Raw genomic sequence first — 16,459 nt, 5'->3', positions numbered from 1 at the left:
CATTACAACAGGAAATTTATTGCGGAAATTGATATATTCACAACGTCACATTGCAATTTATGCAATGTAAAAAGAGGGAGTGGAATCGGTGGATTTACGCGATCTGAAAATGTTCCTGCACCTGGCGGAAAGCCGTCACTTTGGCCGTAGCGCCCGGGCGATGCACGTCAGCCCCTCCACGCTGTCGCGCCAGATCCAGCGCCTTGAGGAAGACCTCGGCCAGCCGCTGTTCGTGCGCGATAACCGCACCGTCACCCTCACGGAAGCAGGTGAAGAGCTGCGCATCTTTGCTCAGCAGACGTTATTACAGTATCAGCAGCTGCGGCACACCATCGACCAGCAAGGGCCGTCGCTTTCCGGCGAGCTGCATATTTTCTGTTCCGTGACCGCTGCCTACAGCCATCTTCCCCCCATTCTCGACCGCTTCCGTGCGGAACATCCGTCGGTTGAAATTAAGCTCACCACCGGCGATGCCGCCGACGCGATGGAAAAAGTGGTAACGGGCGAAGCGGATCTGGCGATTGCCGGGAAACCCGAAACGCTGCCGGGGGCGGTGGCGTTCTCGATGCTGGAAAATCTGGCGGTAGTGCTGATTGCCCCGGCGCTGCCCTGCCCGGTGCGCAACCAGGTTTCGGTGGAGAAACCGGACTGGTCCACGGTGCCGTTTATCATGGCCGATCAGGGGCCGGTGCGCCGCCGCATTGAGCTGTGGTTCCGCCGCCAGAAGATCAGTAACCCGTCGATTTACGCCACGGTCGGCGGCCATGAGGCGATGGTATCGATGGTGGCGCTCGGCTGCGGCGTAGCGCTGCTACCGGAAGTGGTGCTGGAAAACAGCCCGGAGCCGGTGCGCAATCGCGTGATGATTTTAGAACGCAGCGATGAGAAAACGCCGTTCGAGCTCGGCGTGTGCGCACAAAAAAAGCGGCTGCATGAGCCGCTTATTGATGCGTTCTGGACGATATTGCCGAACCACTAAAGCCGGGTGGAGCTGCGCTTACCCGGCCTACACGCAGTTCAACCCTTAGAACGTAGGCCTGATAAGCGCAGCGCCATCAGGCATTTTCCCGAACAACCTAACCCGCCAGGAAGAAACGGAACGCCGGGTTGTGGGTTTCGTCATGGCACTCATAGCCCAGCTCGTTCAGGCGCGTTTCGAAATCCGGCTCGTGCTCGCCCAGCTCGAACGCCGCCAGTACGCGGCCATAGTCGGTGCCGTGGCTGCGGTAGTGGAACAGAGAGATGTTCCAGTGCGTGCCCAACGTGTGCAGGAACTTGAGCAGCGCGCCCGGCGATTCCGGGAACTCGAAGCTGAACAGGCGTTCCTTCAGCGGCTTGGATGGACGGCCGCCGACCATGTAACGCACGTGCAGCTTCGCCATCTCGTCGTCGGAGAGATCGACCACGCTGTAACCGCCGTCATGCAGCAGGCTGAGGATCTCTTTGCGCTCCTCCACGCCACGGCTCAGACGCACGCCGACAAAAATGCACGCATCTTTGGCATCGGCAAAGCGGTAGTTGAACTCCGTTACCGAACGACCGCCCAGCAGCTGACAGAACTTCAGGAAGCTGCCCTTCTCTTCCGGAATGGTCACCGCCAGCAGCGCTTCACGCTGCTCACCCAGCTCACAGCGCTCGGAAACGTAGCGCAGACCGTGGAAGTTCACGTTGGCACCGGAAAGCACGTGCGCCAGACGCTCGCCGCGAATATTGTGCTGGGCGATGTATTTTTTCATTCCCGCCAGCGCCAGCGCGCCGGATGGTTCCGCCACCGCACGCACATCCTCGAAGAGATCTTTCATCGCCGCGCAGATAGCGTCGCTGTCGACGGTGACGATATCGTCGAGATACTCCTGGCACAGGCGGAACGTTTCGTCGCCAATGCGCTTCACCGCCACGCCCTCGGCGAACAGCCCGACGCGCGGCAGATCTACCGGATGTCCGGCGTCCAGCGCCGCCTTCAGGCAGGCAGAGTCTTCCGCTTCAACCGCAATCACTTTGATCTGCGGCATCAGCTGTTTGATCAGCACCGCCACACCTGCGGCTAAGCCACCGCCGCCCACCGGGACGAAAACGCGGTCGAGATGGGCGTCCTGCTGCAACAGTTCCAGCGCCAGCGTACCCTGCCCGGCAATCACCATCGGGTGATCGAACGGCGGCACCCAGGTGAAGCCCTGCTGCTGCGCCAGCTCAATCGCTTTGGCTTTGGCTTCGTCAAAGTTAGCGCCGTGAAGCAGCACTTCTCCGCCGAACCCGCGCACCGCGTCGACCTTGATATCTGCGGTGGCGACCGGCATCACGATCAGCGCCTTCAGCCCCAGACGCGCCGAGGAGAACGCCACGCCCTGCGCGTGATTGCCCGCCGAGGCGGTAATCACCCCGCGCGCTTTCTGCTCGTCCGTCAGCCCGGCCATCATCGCGTAGGCGCCGCGCAGCTTGAAGCTGTGCACCGGCTGCCTGTCTTCACGCTTCACCAGAATGACGTTGTCGAGACGCGAAGAGATTTTGTCCATTTTTTGCAGGGGCGTGACCTGCACCGCTTCATAGACCGGCGCGCGTAGTACCGCTCTCAGGTATTCCGCCCCCTCCGGGGCGGCGGATAAGGGTTGTGACTCGGCCATCATTAGCCCCCCAGTTTAGATTTATCGCGCACCGCGCCTTTATCTGCACTGGTGGCAAGACTCGCGTAAGCGCGCAGGGCGAAGGAGACTTCACGCTGACGATCTTTCGGCGTCCAGGCTTTGTCGCCGCGGGCTTCCTGCGCCTCACGACGGGCCGCAATCTCCTGGTCACTCAGCTTCAGCTGAATGCCGCGGTTCGGAATGTCGATTTCGATCAGGTCGCCATCTTCGATGATCGCGATATTGCCGCCGCTTGCCGCTTCTGGCGAGACGTGACCAATGGAGAGGCCTGACGTGCCGCCAGAGAATCGACCATCGGTGATCAGCGCGCAGGCTTTGCCGAGGCCCATCGATTTCAGGAAGGTGGTCGGGTAGAGCATCTCCTGCATGCCCGGACCGCCTTTCGGCCCTTCGTAGCGAATGACCACCACGTCGCCTTCCACCACTTTGCCGCCGAGGATAGCGTCTACCGCTTCGTCCTGGCTTTCATACACTTTTGCCGGGCCGGTAAATTTCAGGATGCTGTCGTCCACGCCTGCGGTTTTCACAATGCAGCCATTTTCCGCGAAGTTACCGTACAGCACGGCCAAACCGCCGTCTTTGCTGTAGGCATGTTCCAGCGAGCGAATGCAGCCTTCGGCGCGATCGTCATCCAGCGTGTCCCAGCGGCAATCCTGCGAGAACGCCTGGGTGGTACGGATGCCCGCCGGACCGGCGCGATACATGTTTTTCACCGCGTCGTCTTTGGTCAGCATCACGTCGTACTGCTCCAGCGACTCCGGCAGCGTCAGGCCGAGCACGTTTTTCACGTCGCGGTTCAGCAGCCCGGCGCGATCCAGCTCGCCGAGAATACCAATCACGCCACCCGCACGGTGGACATCTTCCATGTGGTACTTCTGGGTACTCGGCGCGACTTTACACAGCTGCGGCACTTTGCGGGAGAGCTTGTCGATGTCGCTCATGGTGAAGTCGATTTCAGCTTCCTGCGCGGCGGCCAGCAGGTGCAGAACGGTGTTGGTGGAACCGCCCATGGCGATATCCAGCGTCATGGCGTTTTCGAACGCCGCTTTGCTGGCGATGTTACGCGGCAGCGCGCTGGCGTCGTCCTGCTCGTAGTAGCGTTTGGTCAGCTCAACGATGCGCTTGCCCGCGTTAAGGAACAGCTGTTTACGGTCGGCGTGGGTCGCCAGCAGCGAGCCGTTACCCGGCTGAGAAAGACCCAGCGCTTCGGTCAGGCAGTTCATGGAGTTGGCGGTGAACATCCCGGAACAGGAGCCGCAGGTCGGGCACGCGGAGCGTTCCACCTGGTCGCTCTGCTCGTCAGTGACTTTCGGATCCGCGCCCTGGATCATCGCATCGACCAGGTCGAGCTTGATGATTTTGTCGGAGAGCTTGGTTTTCCCCGCTTCCATTGGGCCACCAGAAACGAAGATCACCGGAATGTTCAGGCGCAGGGAAGCCATCAGCATCCCCGGGGTGATTTTGTCGCAGTTGGAGATACAGACCATCGCATCGGCGCAGTGGGCATTAACCATGTACTCCACCGAGTCGGCGATCAGCTCGCGCGACGGCAGTGAATAGAGCATTCCCCCGTGGCCCATTGCGATACCGTCATCCACCGCAATGGTGTTGAACTCTTTCGCCACGCCGCCGGAGGCTTCGATTTGCTCGGCAACCAGCTTGCCGAGATCGCGCAGGTGCACGTGGCCCGGTACAAACTGGGTGAAGGAGTTCACCACGGCGATAATTGGCTTGCCGAAATCGGCGTCGGTCATTCCGGTGGCGCGCCACAGTGCGCGGGCACCCGCCATATTACGGCCGTGGGTGGTGGTGGCTGAACGATACTTAGGCATGCTTTATTTACTCCCGTCTGACTATTTAATGGGACGGTGCGTGCCGTCCCAAATTTATATTTAGTGATTAACCTGATCCAACCAGCCGTATTTGTCTTCTGTTTCGCCGGTGAACAGGCCGAAGAAGGCTTGCTGAATGCGTTTGGTGACCGGGCCACAGCGGCCTTCGCCCACCTGAATGCCGTCTACGCTACGCACCGGCGTAATTTCAGCCGCGGTACCGGACATGAACACTTCGTCAGCCAGGTACAGGGATTCGCGGGACAGTACCTGCTCGCGCACTTCGATACCCAGATCTTTTGCCAGCTTGATGATGGCGTCGCGGGTGATGCCCGGCAGCGCGGACGAAGTGAACGGCGGGGTGAACAGAATGCCGTCTTTCACTTCAAACAGGTTTTCGCCCGCACCTTCGGAGATGTAGCCATTCACATCCAGCGCGATACCTTCCTGATAGCCGTGACGGCGCGCTTCGCTGCCGACCAGCAGTGAGGAAAGGTAGTTACCGCCCGCTTTAGCCGCAGTCGGGATAGTGTTTGGCGCCACGCGGTTCCAGGAAGAAACCATTGCGTCGATCCCCTGATCCAGCGCTTCCGCGCCCAGGTAGGCGCCCCACGGGAACGCGGCAATGATCACATCGGTGTTATAGCCGGCGGGCGGGTTCACGCCCATGCCAACGTCGCCCACGAACACCAGCGGACGAATATAGGCGCTGGTCAGTTTGTTCTGGCGAATCACCTCGCGGCAGGCTTCCATCAGCTCATCAACGCTTTGGGAGACCGGGAAACGATAAATTTTGGCTGAGTCATGCAGACGCTGCATGTGTTCGCGATGGCGGAACACCACTGGCCCTTTGTGAGAATCGTAGCAACGGATCCCTTCAAACACGGAGGTGCCGTAGTGCAGCGCGTGGGACATCACGTGAACTTTCGCGTCTTCCCAGCGAACCATCTCACCATTGAACCAAATGTAATCAGCTTTTTTTGTCGTCATTTTTTCGTCCTGTCACGCTTAAGCGCGGATTTGTTGTGATGTGGTTGTGCTCTGGCAGATGGCAACATGGGCAACGTCTACCAGTTTTGATAACTGACTAAACAGTAAGTCGACCGGCCGCGGGCTGGCAACGGTTAATTCGATACTGATGTTCTGCGCGTCGGTGGCCGTTTCCATATTCATAGAGCAAATCTGAAAGCCACGGTGGCGAACCACGCGCAATACGCGTTCTAACGTTTCCGGGTTGAAGCGAGCCTGCACGGCGACCTGATGTTGCATCATGATAATTTCTCCAGCATTTGTGAGTTACTGGCACCGGGCGGTACCAACGGCCAGACGTTCTCAAGCTCGTCGATTGAGACATGAAGCAGGTATGGCCCTTCGCTTGACAGCATGGTGTCGAGTGCCGCTTCAACCTGGTCTTTACGGGTGATGTGCTGGCCAGGAATGCCAAAGGCGCTGGCCAGGGTGAGGAAATCGGGGTTATCGGTCAGGGTCGTTTCGCTGTAACGCTCCTGGAAGAACAGCTGCTGCCACTGGCGAACCATGCCTAAACGCTGGTTATCGAGCAAGACGATCTTCAGCGGTAACTGCTTACGCTTCACGGTGCCGAGCTCCTGGACGTTCATCATGAAGGAGCCGTCACCGGAGATACAGATAACGGTATCGTTCGGGCGGGCAACCTGTGCGCCCACGGCAGCGGGCAGACCGAAGCCCATCGTCCCTAACCCGCTCGAGGTGATAAAGTTCTCCGGGCGGGTGTAGGTCATGTGCTGGGCTGACCACATCTGATGCTGGCCGACATCCGTCGTTACCACGCTGTCTGCGGGTTTACGGTCTGACAGCTGTTTCAACAGCAGCGGCGCATAGATGGCGTCGCCTGGGTGATCGTAACGCCACGCGTGTTCAGTACGCATATCAGCGGTGTGCTGACGCCATGGGTTGATATCCAGCGGCTGCTCCAGCGCCGGTAACAGCGCGTTAAGATCGCCCTGCAACGCGACATGCGCCTGACGCAGTTTGCTCATCTCCGCCGGGTCGATGTCCATATGGATCACTTTGGCGTTCGGCGCGAAGGTATTCAGCTTGCCGGTAACGCGGTCGTCAAAACGTGCGCCGACGGCGATAAGCAAGTCGCATTCCTGCACCGCCAGGTTTGCCGCTTTGGTACCATGCATCCCCAGCATGCCGAGGTAGTACGGGTAATCTGCCTCTACCGCACCGAGACCTTTCAGCGTGCAGGTGGCGGGCATTTGCGTGGTCGCAATGAACGCGCGAAGCGCCGGAACAGCCTGCGCCATGCCCACGCCGCCGCCTACGTACAGCATCGGTTGTTTGGCCTGCGCCATCATCTGACGCGCCTCTTCCACCTCTGCATGCGGGAACGCATTATCGCTTTCCACGGTAGAGAAATGCGGCTCCAGTTCGCCGAGTGCAACCTGGATATCTTTCGGGATATCAACCAGAACCGGGCCAGGACGGCCAGAGCTGGCAACCTCGAACGCTTCGGCCATCACACGCGGCAGCTCTTCGAGAGACTGAACGAGGAAGCTGTGTTTGGTGCAGGCCAGCGATAAACCGAGCACATCCACTTCCTGGAAAGCATCGGTGCCGATGAATGGAGAGGCCACCTGGCCGGTGATCGCCACCACGGGTACGGAATCGAGCAGCGCGTCAGCCAGGCCGGTGATCAGGTTCGTTGCGCCGGGACCTGAGGTGGCCATACAGACGCCAGTTTTACCGGTCGCACGGGCATAACCGATGGCGGCCATCGCTGCGCCCTGCTCGTGTCGGCACAACAGGTGTTCCACGCCGCCGTCATACAGTGCATCGTAAATCGGCATAATTGCGCCACCCGGATAACCGAATACGGTTTCGACTCCCTGCGCGCGCAACGCATGTACTACCCATTGTGCCCCATTCATAGTTAGTTCCCCGTCATAAATCTGGAGAAACAGAATTTTGTGCTAGTCGTCATTCTCTGCTCCTCATTTAAGTTTTTTAGTCATAAAAAAACCCCCGGACCTTTCGGTGCGGGGGTCTTAGTTCGTTAAGGCTTGATTTCTAAGCCTTTCCTCGTCCAAGTGCAGCCCCGCACGGTGGGATAATAATCACCACCACGCTAATCACGACCAGGCTAATCACTCGTAGAAGGGCTGTCATTTTCAGTTCTTTTTGCATCTTGTTCGAAGGAATACCTAAAGAGTTACCACAGATATTTCATCTGACACAAGATTTTTTTATGACCTATATCTGTAGCATGCGAACTATTTCTTTCAAAATCGTTGTTTTATATAGGGAAAAAATAGAAATGAAGATTTTTCATTTTTTTGTCCTGTTTCATCAGGCAAGGCGCGCATGATTTCTTTTCTGCGAGGCCGATTCCACCGACATGTAAGGATTACATTTTGCCGCTAAAAGGCTGGAACGAGCGCCGTAATTCAGTGAATTAGTGCTAAACAGGAAAAAATGATGCTGGCATAGTCACCGCCAAGGAGGGCTTATGTCACTGTCAGTTGTTTATACACGCGCGGCCATCGGCGTGAAGGCACCGCTTATTTCTGTAGAGGTTCATTTAAGTAATGGACTGCCCGGACTGACGCTGGTCGGCTTACCAGAAACGACCGTTAAAGAGGCGAGGGATCGCGTGCGCAGCGCAATTATTAATAGCGGTTATGCTTTTCCGGCGAAGAAGATCACCATTAACCTTGCGCCCGCCGATTTGCCAAAGGAGGGAGGGCGATATGATTTACCTATTGCTATAGCGCTTCTCGCGGCTTCTGAACAGCTCAATACGCCAGGGCTAAGCTCGTGTGAGTTCGTGGGTGAATTAGCGCTTACAGGCGCGTTAAGAGGCGTTCCCGGAGCAATCTCGGGTGCGCTTGAAGCCATACGCGCGGGAAGACAAATCATTGTGGCCAATGAAAATGCCTCTGAAGTAAGCCTTATCGCCGAAAAGGGGTGTCTTGTCGCGGGACATTTGCAAGAGGTTTGCGCCTGGCTGGAAGGCCGACACGAGCTTGCCGAGCCGCAGGAGAATGACGAGGTGGCGCCAGCTTCGCCCGAGGATCTCAGCGATATTATGGGTCAGGAACAGGGTAAACGGGCGTTAGAGATAACGGCCGCGGGTGGGCATAACCTGTTACTGATAGGTCCGCCAGGCACGGGGAAAACGATGCTGGCGAGCAGATTGAGCGGCCTGTTGCCACCCCTCAATAATCATGAAGCACTGGAAAGCGCCGCGATATTTAGCCTGGTCAGTTCTACCTCGCTGCATAAACAGTGGCGCCGCCGTCCTTTCCGCTCTCCACACCACAGTGCGTCTCTTACCGCGATGGTGGGCGGGGGTTCGATCCCCGGACCGGGTGAAATCTCACTGGCGCACAACGGCATTTTGTTTCTGGATGAATTGCCAGAGTTTGAACGCCGCGTGCTGGATGCATTGCGGGAGCCGATTGAATCCGGCGAAATCCATTTGTCTCGTACACGGGCCAAAATAAGCTACCCTGCGCAGTTTCAGCTAGTCGCGGCGATGAACCCTAGCCCTACGGGTCATTATCAGGGCAATCATAACCGCTGTACGCCGGAGCAGACGCTGCGCTATCTGAGTAAGCTGTCTGGCCCCTTCCTCGACCGTTTTGATTTATCTCTCGAGATCCCCCTGCCCCCGCCCGGTCTGCTGAGGCAAACCGGTATTAGGGGCGAAAGCTCAGCAACTGTGCGTGAACGGGTTATTGCGGCGCAGGCGCGGCAGTATGCTCGTCAGAACAGGCTGAATGCCCGGCTGGATAACAGCGGGATCCGACAGTTTTGTTCTCTCAACGCTGAAGATGCAGGCTGGCTGGAAGAGACACTGACGCGGTTTGGGCTATCCATTCGCGCGTGGCAGCGTTTGTTGAAAGTAGCGCGCACGGTCGCCGACGTGGAGGGCTGCCCCGGAATAGAGAGGCGGCATTTGCAGGAGGCATTAAGTTACCGTGCGATCGATCGGCTGCTGTTGCATCTGCAAAAAATGCTGGCGTAAAAAAAGGGGCCGTAGCCCCTTCTCTTCTTAATCGTCAGACTCGGTATAGTCTTCTGCACCTTCCATCTGCGGCTTACCGCCAGACAGCGTATGGAAACGCTTAGGACGCTTAATGCGAGCCATATACTTGATCCATACACGTTCTGCATCAGACTGCGGCTCACGCTCACCACGGCAAACAGAGACAAACTGTTTTTCATCTTCGGTTGCCGGTTCACGTTTACCCAGATCCAGCTCGTTAAAGGCATAACCATGGCGCTCAAGAAGTTGAGCTTCTTTGATAGTGAAATCGCCGTGACGAGAGAACCCGCGCGGGTAATGTTTATTGTCGAAAAAACGATTAGTCGTCGTAAAGCTTTCCGCCATCCTACACGCTCCTAATTCTTTGGCCGAGCTATTTATGGCGCGGAGTATTAGTTACGCTTGACAGAGTGTAAAACAAAACATTTAAATCATAACGACAAATAATTTTGTGGAGAAAGATGTGGATACGGAATTGCTAAAAACTTTCCTCGAAGTGAGCAGAACGCGACACTTTGGGCGAGCAGCTGAAGCCCTCTACCTGACGCAGTCAGCAGTCAGTTTTCGTATTCGACAGCTGGAAAATCAACTGGGTGTGAACCTTTTTACCCGCCATCGCAACAATATTCGTTTAACTCCGGCTGGTGAAAAGCTGTTGCCTTATGCAGAAACCCTGATGAATACCTGGCAGGCAGCGCGAAAGGAGGTTGCGCACACCTCCCGGCATAATGAATTCTCGATCGGTGCCAGCGCTTCACTATGGGAATGCATGCTCAGCCAGTGGCTTATGCGGCTATATCGCACACACAACCATCTGCAATTTGAGGCGAGGATTGCGCAACGTCAGTCGCTGGTTAAGCAACTCCACGAGCGGCAGCTTGATCTGCTGATCACCACAGAAGCCCCCAAGATGGACGAATTTAGCAGCCAGATTGTTGGACAATTTAGCCTGGCGCTCTATGCATCGGAGCCTGCAATGATGAAGGCCGACCTGAATTATTTACGCCTGGAATGGGGGCCTGATTTTCAGCAGCACGAGACGGGGTTAATTGCCAGCGATGATATCCCGCAGCTCACGACAAGCTCTGCGGAGATCGCATGCCAGCATCTTCCCGCATTGAAAGGCTGTACCTGGTTACCTGTTCGCTGGGCGGATAATAAACCCGCACTCCATGTTGTCACCGATTCGACAACGCTCTCCAGGCCGCTGTATGCCATTTGGCTGCAAAACAGCGATAAGCAGTCGCAGATAAAAGATCTGTTAAAAACCAGCATACTGGATTAACGCAAAAGCCTGCGGAAACGCAGGCTGCTTATTCTTCAGGAAGGTGTTGAGCTGTTTTGCAGGCAAAAAAAATCCTTTGCCGAAGCAAAGGATTCTATATGGCAGGGGCGGAGAGACTCGAACTCGCGACACCCGGTTTTGGAGACCGGTGCTCTACCAACTGAGCTACGCCCCTAAAGTTTTTGCCATTAAGCCTGCCGGAAGGGCAGGCTTAATGTCTTAATGAGTGGCGGAACGGACGGGACTCGAACCCGCGACCCCCTGCGTGACAGGCAGGTATTCTAACCGACTGAACTACCGCTCCACCGAATACTTCTGTAACCACCGGATTAATGCACCGGCTTACTACTTAATTTGATGCCTGGCAGTTCCCTACTCTCACATGGGGAGACCCCACACTACCATCGGCGCTACGGCGTTTCACTTCTGAGTTCGGCATGGGGTCAGGTGGGACCACCGCGCTAAAGCCGCCAGGCAAATTCTGTTAATCTGTATCAGGCTGAAAATCGTGTCTGTCTCTTCGCCAAAACACCTTCGGCGTTGTAAGGTTAAGCCTCACGGTTCATTAGTATCGGTTAGCTCAACGCATCGCTGCGCTTACACACCCGACCTATCAACGTCATCGTCTTTAACGTTCCTTCAGGAGACTTAAAGTCTCAGGGAGAACTCATCTCGGGGCAAGTTTCGTGCTTAGATGCTTTCAGCACTTATCTCTTCCGCATTTAGCTACCGGGCAGTGCCATTGGCATGACAACCCGAACACCAGTGATGCGTCCACTCCGGTCCTCTCGTACTAGGAGCAGCCCCCCTCAATTCTCCAGCGCCCACGGCAGATAGGGACCGAACTGTCTCACGACGTTCTAAACCCAGCTCGCGTACCACTTTAAATGGCGAACAGCCATACCCTTGGGACCTACTTCAGCCCCAGGATGTGATGAGCCGACATCGAGGTGCCAAACACCGCCGTCGATATGAACTCTTGGGCGGTATCAGCCTGTTATCCCCGGAGTACCTTTTATCCGTTGAGCGATGGCCCTTCCATTCAGAACCACCGGATCACTATGACCTGCTTTCGCACCTGCTCGCGCCGTCACGCTCGCAGTCAAGCTGGCTTATGCCATTGCACTAACCTCCTGATGTCCGACCAGGATTAGCCAACCTTCGTGCTCCTCCGTTACTCTTTGGGAGGAGACCGCCCCAGTCAAACTACCCACCAGACACTGTCCGCAACCCGGATTACGGGTCCACGTTAGAACACCAGCCATTAAAGGGTGGTATTTCAAGGTTGGCTCCACGCAGACTGGCGTCCACGCTTCAAAGCCTCCCACCTATCCTACACATCAAGGACCAGTGTTCAGTGTCAAGCTATAGTAAAGGTTCACGGGGTCTTTCCGTCTTGCCGCGGGTACACTGCATCTTCACAGCGAGTTCAATTTCACTGAGTCTCGGGTGGAGACAGCCTGGCCATCATTACGCCATTCGTGCAGGTCGGAACTTACCCGACAAGGAATTTCGCTACCTTAGGACCGTTATAGTTACGGCCGCCGTTTACCGGGGCTTCGATCAAGAGCTTCGCGTTGCCGCTAACCCCATCAATTAACCTTCCGGCACCGGGCAGGCGTCACACCGTATACGTCCACTTTCGTGTTTGCACAGTGCTGTGTTTTTAATAAACAGTTGCAGCCAGCTGGTATCTTCGACTGATTTCAGCTCCGCCCGCAGGGGCTTCACCTACATATCAGCGTGCCTTCTCCCGAAGTTACGGCACCATTTTGCCTAGTTCCTTCACCCGAGTTCTCTCAAGCGCCTTGGTATTCTCTACCTGACCACCTGTGTCGGTTTGGGGTACGATTTCGTGTTACCTGATGCTTAGAGGCTTTTCCTGGAAGCAGGGCATTTATCACTTCAGCACCGTAGTGCCTCGTCATCACACCTCAGCGTTAATAAGGTACCGGATTTACCTGGAACCTCCGCCTACATGCTTAAACCGGGACAACCGTCGCCCGGCTGACATAGCCTTCTCCGTCCCCCCTTCGCAGTAACACCAAGTACAGGAATATTAACCTGTTTCCCATCGACTACGCCTTTCGGCCTCGCCTTAGGGGTCGACTCACCCTGCCCCGATTAACGTTGGACAGGAACCCTTGGTCTTCCGGCGAGCGGGCTTTTCACCCGCTTTATCGTTACTTATGTCAGCATTCGCACTTCTGATACCTCCAGCATGCCTCACAGCACACCTTCAACGGCTTACAGAACGCTCCCCTACCCAACAACACATAGTGTCGCTGCCGCAGCTTCGGTGCATGGTTTAGCCCCGTTACATCTTCCGCGCAGGCCGACTCGACCAGTGAGCTATTACGCTTTCTTTAAATGATGGCTGCTTCTAAGCCAACATCCTGGCTGTCTGTGCCTTCCCACATCGTTTCCCACTTAACCATGACTTTGGGACCTTAGCTGGCGGTCTGGGTTGTTTCCCTCTTCACGACGGACGTTAGCACCCGCCGTGTGTCTCCCGTGATAACATTCTTCGGTATTCGTAGTTTGCATCGGGTTGGTAAGCCGGGATGGCCCCCTAGCCGAAACAGTGCTCTACCCCCGAAGATGAGTTCACGAGGCGCTACCTAAATAGCTTTCGGGGAGAACCAGCTATCTCCCGGTTTGATTGGCCTTTCACCCCCAGCCACAGGTCATCCGCTAATTTTTCAACATTAGTCGGTTCGGTCCTCCAGTTAGTGTTACCCAACCTTCAACCTGCCCATGGCTAGATCACCGGGTTTCGGGTCTATACCCTGCAACTTAACGCCCAGTTAAGACTCGGTTTCCCTTCGGCTCCCCTATACGGTTAACCTTGCTACAGAATATAAGTCGCTGACCCATTATACAAAAGGTACGCAGTCACCCCATAAAGAGGCTCCCACTGCTTGTACGTACACGGTTTCAGGTTCTTTTTCACTCCCCTCGCCGGGGTTCTTTTCGCCTTTCCCTCACGGTACTGGTTCACTATCGGTCAGTCAGGAGTATTTAGCCTTGGAGGATGGTCCCCCCATATTCAGACAGGATACCACGTGTCCCGCCCTACTCTTCGAGTTCACAGCATGTGCATTTTCGTGTACGGGACTATCACCCTGTACCGTCGGACTTTCCAGACCGTTCCACTAACACACAAGCTGATTCAGACTCCGGGCTGCTCCCCGTTCGCTCGCCGCTACTGGGGGAATCTCGGTTGATTTCTTTTCCTCGGGGTACTTAGATGTTTCAGTTCCCCCGGTTCGCCTCGTTAACCTATGTATTCAGTTAACGATAGTGCAACGGATTGCACTGGGTTTCCCCATTCGGACATCGCCGGGTCAAAGGTTCATATCACCTCGCCGGCGCTTTTCGCAGATTAGCACGTCCTTCATCGCCTCTGACTGCCAGGGCATCCACCGTGTACGCTTAGTCGCTTAACCTCACAACCCGAAGATGTTTCACTTCTGATTGCGAAAATTTGAGAGACTCGAACACACATGAGCTGTGTGTCGTTTCAATTTTCAGCTTGATCCAGATTTTTAAAGAGCAAAACTTCGCAGTGCACCTTTTCAGGTTCACTCTGAAGTTTTCTTGTGTTCGCAGTAAAAGATGGTGGAGCTATGCGGGATCGAACCGCAGACCTCCTGCGTGCAAGGCAGGCGCTCTCCCAGCTGAGCTATAGCCCCATCGTAGTCACCTCTGTACCGGTAATTTTTGTTGAGGCAAGGCGTGGTGACACGAAGCATACTTATGTATGTGAGTGTCGCCGCAACGCAGCATCAGCAAAAATTTGGTAGGCCTGAGTGGACTTGAACCACCGACCTCACCCTTATCAGGGGTGCGCTCTAACCACCTGAGCTACAAGCCTGTAGAGGTTTTTTACTGCTGTTTTTCATCAGACAATCTGTGTGAGCACTACAAAGGCAGGTTCTTTAAGGTAAGGAGGTGATCCAACCGCAGGTTCCCCTACGGTTACCTTGTTACGACTTCACCCCAGTCATGAATCACAAAGTGGTAAGCGCCCTCCCGAAGGTTAAGCTACCTACTTCTTTTGCAACCCACTCCCATGGTGTGACGGGCGGTGTGTACAAGGCCCGGGAACGTATTCACCGTGGCATTCTGATCCACGATTACTAGCGATTCCGACTTCATGGAGTCGAGTTGCAGACTCCAATCCGGACTACGACGCACTTTATGAGGTCCGCTTGCTCTCGCGAGGTCGCTTCTCTTTGTATGCGCCATTGTAGCACGTGTGTAGCCCTACTCGTAAGGGCCATGATGACTTGACGTCATCCCCACCTTCCTCCAGTTTATCACTGGCAGTCTCCTTTGAGTTCCCGGCCGGACCGCTGGCAACAAAGGATAAGGGTTGCGCTCGTTGCGGGACTTAACCCAACATTTCACAACACGAGCTGACGACAGCCATGCAGCACCTGTCTCAGAGTTCCCGAAGGCACCAAAGCATCTCTGCTAAGTTCTCTGGATGTCAAGAGTAGGTAAGGTTCTTCGCGTTGCATCGAATTAAACCACATGCTCCACCGCTTGTGCGGGCCCCCGTCAATTCATTTGAGTTTTAACCTTGCGGCCGTACTCCCCAGGCGGTCGACTTAACGCGTTAGCTCCGGAAGCCACGCCTCAAGGGCACAACCTCCAAGTCGACATCGTTTACGGCGTGGACTACCAGGGTATCTAATCCTGTTTGCTCCCCACGCTTTCGCACCTGAGCGTCAGTCTTTGTCCAGGGGGCCGCCTTCGCCACCGGTATTCCTCCAGATCTCTACGCATTTCACCGCTACACCTGGAATTCTACCCCCCTCTACAAGACTCTAGCCTGCCAGTTTCGAATGCAGTTCCCAGGTTGAGCCCGGGGATTTCACATCCGACTTGACAGACCGCCTGCGTGCGCTTTACGCCCAGTAATTCCGATTAACGCTTGCACCCTCCGTATTACCGCGGCTGCTGGCACGGAGTTAGCCGGTGCTTCTTCTGCGGGTAACGTCAATCGACAAGGTTATTAACCTTATCGCCTTCCTCCCCGCTGAAAGTACTTTACAACCCGAAGGCCTTCTTCATACACGCGGCATGGCTGCATCAGGCTTGCGCCCATTGTGCAATATTCCCCACTGCTGCCTCCCGTAGGAGTCTGGACCGTGTCTCAGTTCCAGTGTGGCTGGTCATCCTCTCAGACCAGCTAGGGATCGTCGCCTAGGTGAGCCGTTACCCCACCTACTAGCTAATCCCATCTGGGCACATCCGATGGCAAGAGGCCCGAAGGTCCCCCTCTTTGGTCTTGCGACGTTATGCGGTATTAGCTACCGTTTCCAGTAGTTATCCCCCTCCATCAGGCAGTTTCCCAGACATTACTCACCCGTCCGCCACTCGTCAGCGAAGCAGCAAGCTGCTTCCTGTTACCGTTCGACTTGCATGTGTTAGGCCTGCCGCCAGCGTTCAATCTGAGCCATGATCAAACTCTTCAATTTAAAAGTTTGATGCTCAATGAATTAAACTTCGTAATGAATTACGTGTTCACTCGTTGAGACTTGGTATTCATTTAGTGTCCGAGGACATTAAGAATCCATGTCACTTTGAGTGCCCACACAGATTGTCTGATAAATTGTTAAAGAGCAGTTGCAACGCGGCTTTCAGCTCATCGTTG

Annotated in this window: 11 protein-coding genes, 4 tRNA genes and 3 rRNA genes; 3 read left to right on the top strand and 15 right to left on the bottom strand. The window is 55.5% G+C overall.

Annotation, left to right across the window (positions count from 1 at the left end; genetic code table 11):
- The first annotated feature begins 88 nt into the window (after positions 1-88).
- Positions 89-979: an HTH-type transcriptional activator IlvY gene (ilvY, locus tag O1722_RS00700; RefSeq protein WP_017693777.1), complete on the top strand. Its 891-nt coding sequence runs from the start codon at positions 89-91 to the stop codon at positions 977-979.
- Between the two features lie 97 nt (positions 980-1,076).
- Here ilvY and ilvA read toward each other — a convergent pair whose 3' ends face one another.
- From ilvA to ilvL, 7 genes are all read right to left on the bottom strand, one after another.
- Positions 1,077-2,621 (bottom strand): threonine ammonia-lyase, biosynthetic, encoded by a 1,545-nt coding sequence (gene ilvA, locus O1722_RS00695; protein WP_086524719.1) that lies wholly within the window; start codon positions 2,619-2,621, stop codon positions 1,077-1,079.
- 2 nt (positions 2,622-2,623) lie between these two features.
- On the bottom strand, positions 2,624-4,474 hold the full coding sequence (ilvD, locus tag O1722_RS00690) for a dihydroxy-acid dehydratase (protein WP_033488021.1): 1,851 nt from the start codon (positions 4,472-4,474) through the stop codon (positions 2,624-2,626).
- A gap of 60 nt (positions 4,475-4,534) precedes the next feature.
- On the bottom strand, positions 4,535-5,464 hold the full coding sequence (ilvE, locus tag O1722_RS00685) for a branched-chain-amino-acid transaminase (RefSeq protein ID WP_003860182.1): 930 nt from the start codon (positions 5,462-5,464) through the stop codon (positions 4,535-4,537).
- Between the two features lie 18 nt (positions 5,465-5,482).
- Entirely contained in the window at positions 5,483-5,746 is a 264-nt protein-coding gene (gene ilvM / locus O1722_RS00680) for an acetolactate synthase 2 small subunit (protein ID WP_003860184.1), read from the bottom strand.
- Complete coding sequence (ilvG, locus tag O1722_RS00675; protein WP_033488020.1) at positions 5,743-7,389, bottom strand: acetolactate synthase 2 catalytic subunit; 1,647 nt, start codon at positions 7,387-7,389, stop codon at positions 5,743-5,745. Before ilvG ends, ilvM begins: the two co-directional genes overlap by 4 nt.
- A gap of 2 nt (positions 7,390-7,391) precedes the next feature.
- Entirely contained in the window at positions 7,392-7,442 is a 51-nt protein-coding gene (gene ilvX / locus O1722_RS00670) for a peptide IlvX (protein WP_166792073.1), read from the bottom strand.
- An 86-nt stretch (positions 7,443-7,528) separates the two neighbouring features.
- Positions 7,529-7,627 carry an ilv operon leader peptide gene (gene ilvL, locus O1722_RS00665; protein ID WP_001311244.1) on the bottom strand — a complete coding sequence of 33 codons (99 nt, stop codon included), beginning with the start codon at positions 7,625-7,627 and terminating at the stop codon, positions 7,529-7,531.
- A gap of 340 nt (positions 7,628-7,967) precedes the next feature.
- On the opposite strand from ilvL, the gene O1722_RS00660 reads away from it, so the two are divergent.
- On the top strand, positions 7,968-9,488 hold the full coding sequence (locus tag O1722_RS00660) for a YifB family Mg chelatase-like AAA ATPase (protein ID WP_032620478.1): 1,521 nt from the start codon (positions 7,968-7,970) through the stop codon (positions 9,486-9,488).
- A gap of 27 nt (positions 9,489-9,515) precedes the next feature.
- Here the strand turns inward: O1722_RS00660 and O1722_RS00655 are convergent, their stop codons facing one another.
- Positions 9,516-9,854, bottom strand: coding sequence for a MaoP family protein (locus tag O1722_RS00655; RefSeq protein ID WP_006808641.1), 339 nt, complete (start codon positions 9,852-9,854; stop codon positions 9,516-9,518).
- A 118-nt stretch (positions 9,855-9,972) separates the two neighbouring features.
- Between O1722_RS00655 and hdfR the strand changes: the two genes are divergently transcribed.
- Complete coding sequence (hdfR, locus tag O1722_RS00650; RefSeq protein WP_017693775.1) at positions 9,973-10,794, top strand: HTH-type transcriptional regulator HdfR; 822 nt, start codon at positions 9,973-9,975, stop codon at positions 10,792-10,794.
- 99 nt (positions 10,795-10,893) lie between these two features.
- Here the strand turns inward: hdfR and O1722_RS00645 are convergent.
- The 7 genes from O1722_RS00645 to O1722_RS00615 all read right to left on the bottom strand — a co-directional run bounded on the left by O1722_RS00645 (position 10,894) and on the right by O1722_RS00615 (position 16,283).
- Positions 10,894-10,969, bottom strand: a tRNA-Trp gene (locus O1722_RS00645).
- Between the two features lie 52 nt (positions 10,970-11,021).
- A tRNA-Asp gene (locus O1722_RS00640) sits at positions 11,022-11,098 on the bottom strand.
- Positions 11,099-11,153: 55 nt separating this feature from the next.
- Positions 11,154-11,269 (bottom strand): 5S ribosomal RNA (rrf, locus tag O1722_RS00635).
- 69 nt (positions 11,270-11,338) lie between these two features.
- Positions 11,339-14,243, bottom strand: a 23S ribosomal RNA gene (locus O1722_RS00630).
- Between the two features lie 170 nt (positions 14,244-14,413).
- Positions 14,414-14,489 (bottom strand) — tRNA-Ala (locus O1722_RS00625).
- A gap of 105 nt (positions 14,490-14,594) precedes the next feature.
- Positions 14,595-14,671: transfer RNA gene (locus O1722_RS00620), tRNA-Ile, on the bottom strand.
- Positions 14,672-14,741: 70 nt separating this feature from the next.
- A 16S ribosomal RNA gene (locus O1722_RS00615) occupies positions 14,742-16,283 on the bottom strand.
- Together the 16S, 23S and 5S rRNA genes with 4 tRNA genes alongside form the textbook arrangement of a ribosomal RNA operon.
- Positions 16,284-16,459: the final 176 nt, after the last annotated feature.

Source organism: Enterobacter cloacae complex sp. HYC003_NIDB (assembly GCF_056673375.1).
This window is presented reverse-complemented; position numbering and strand designations above follow the sequence as displayed.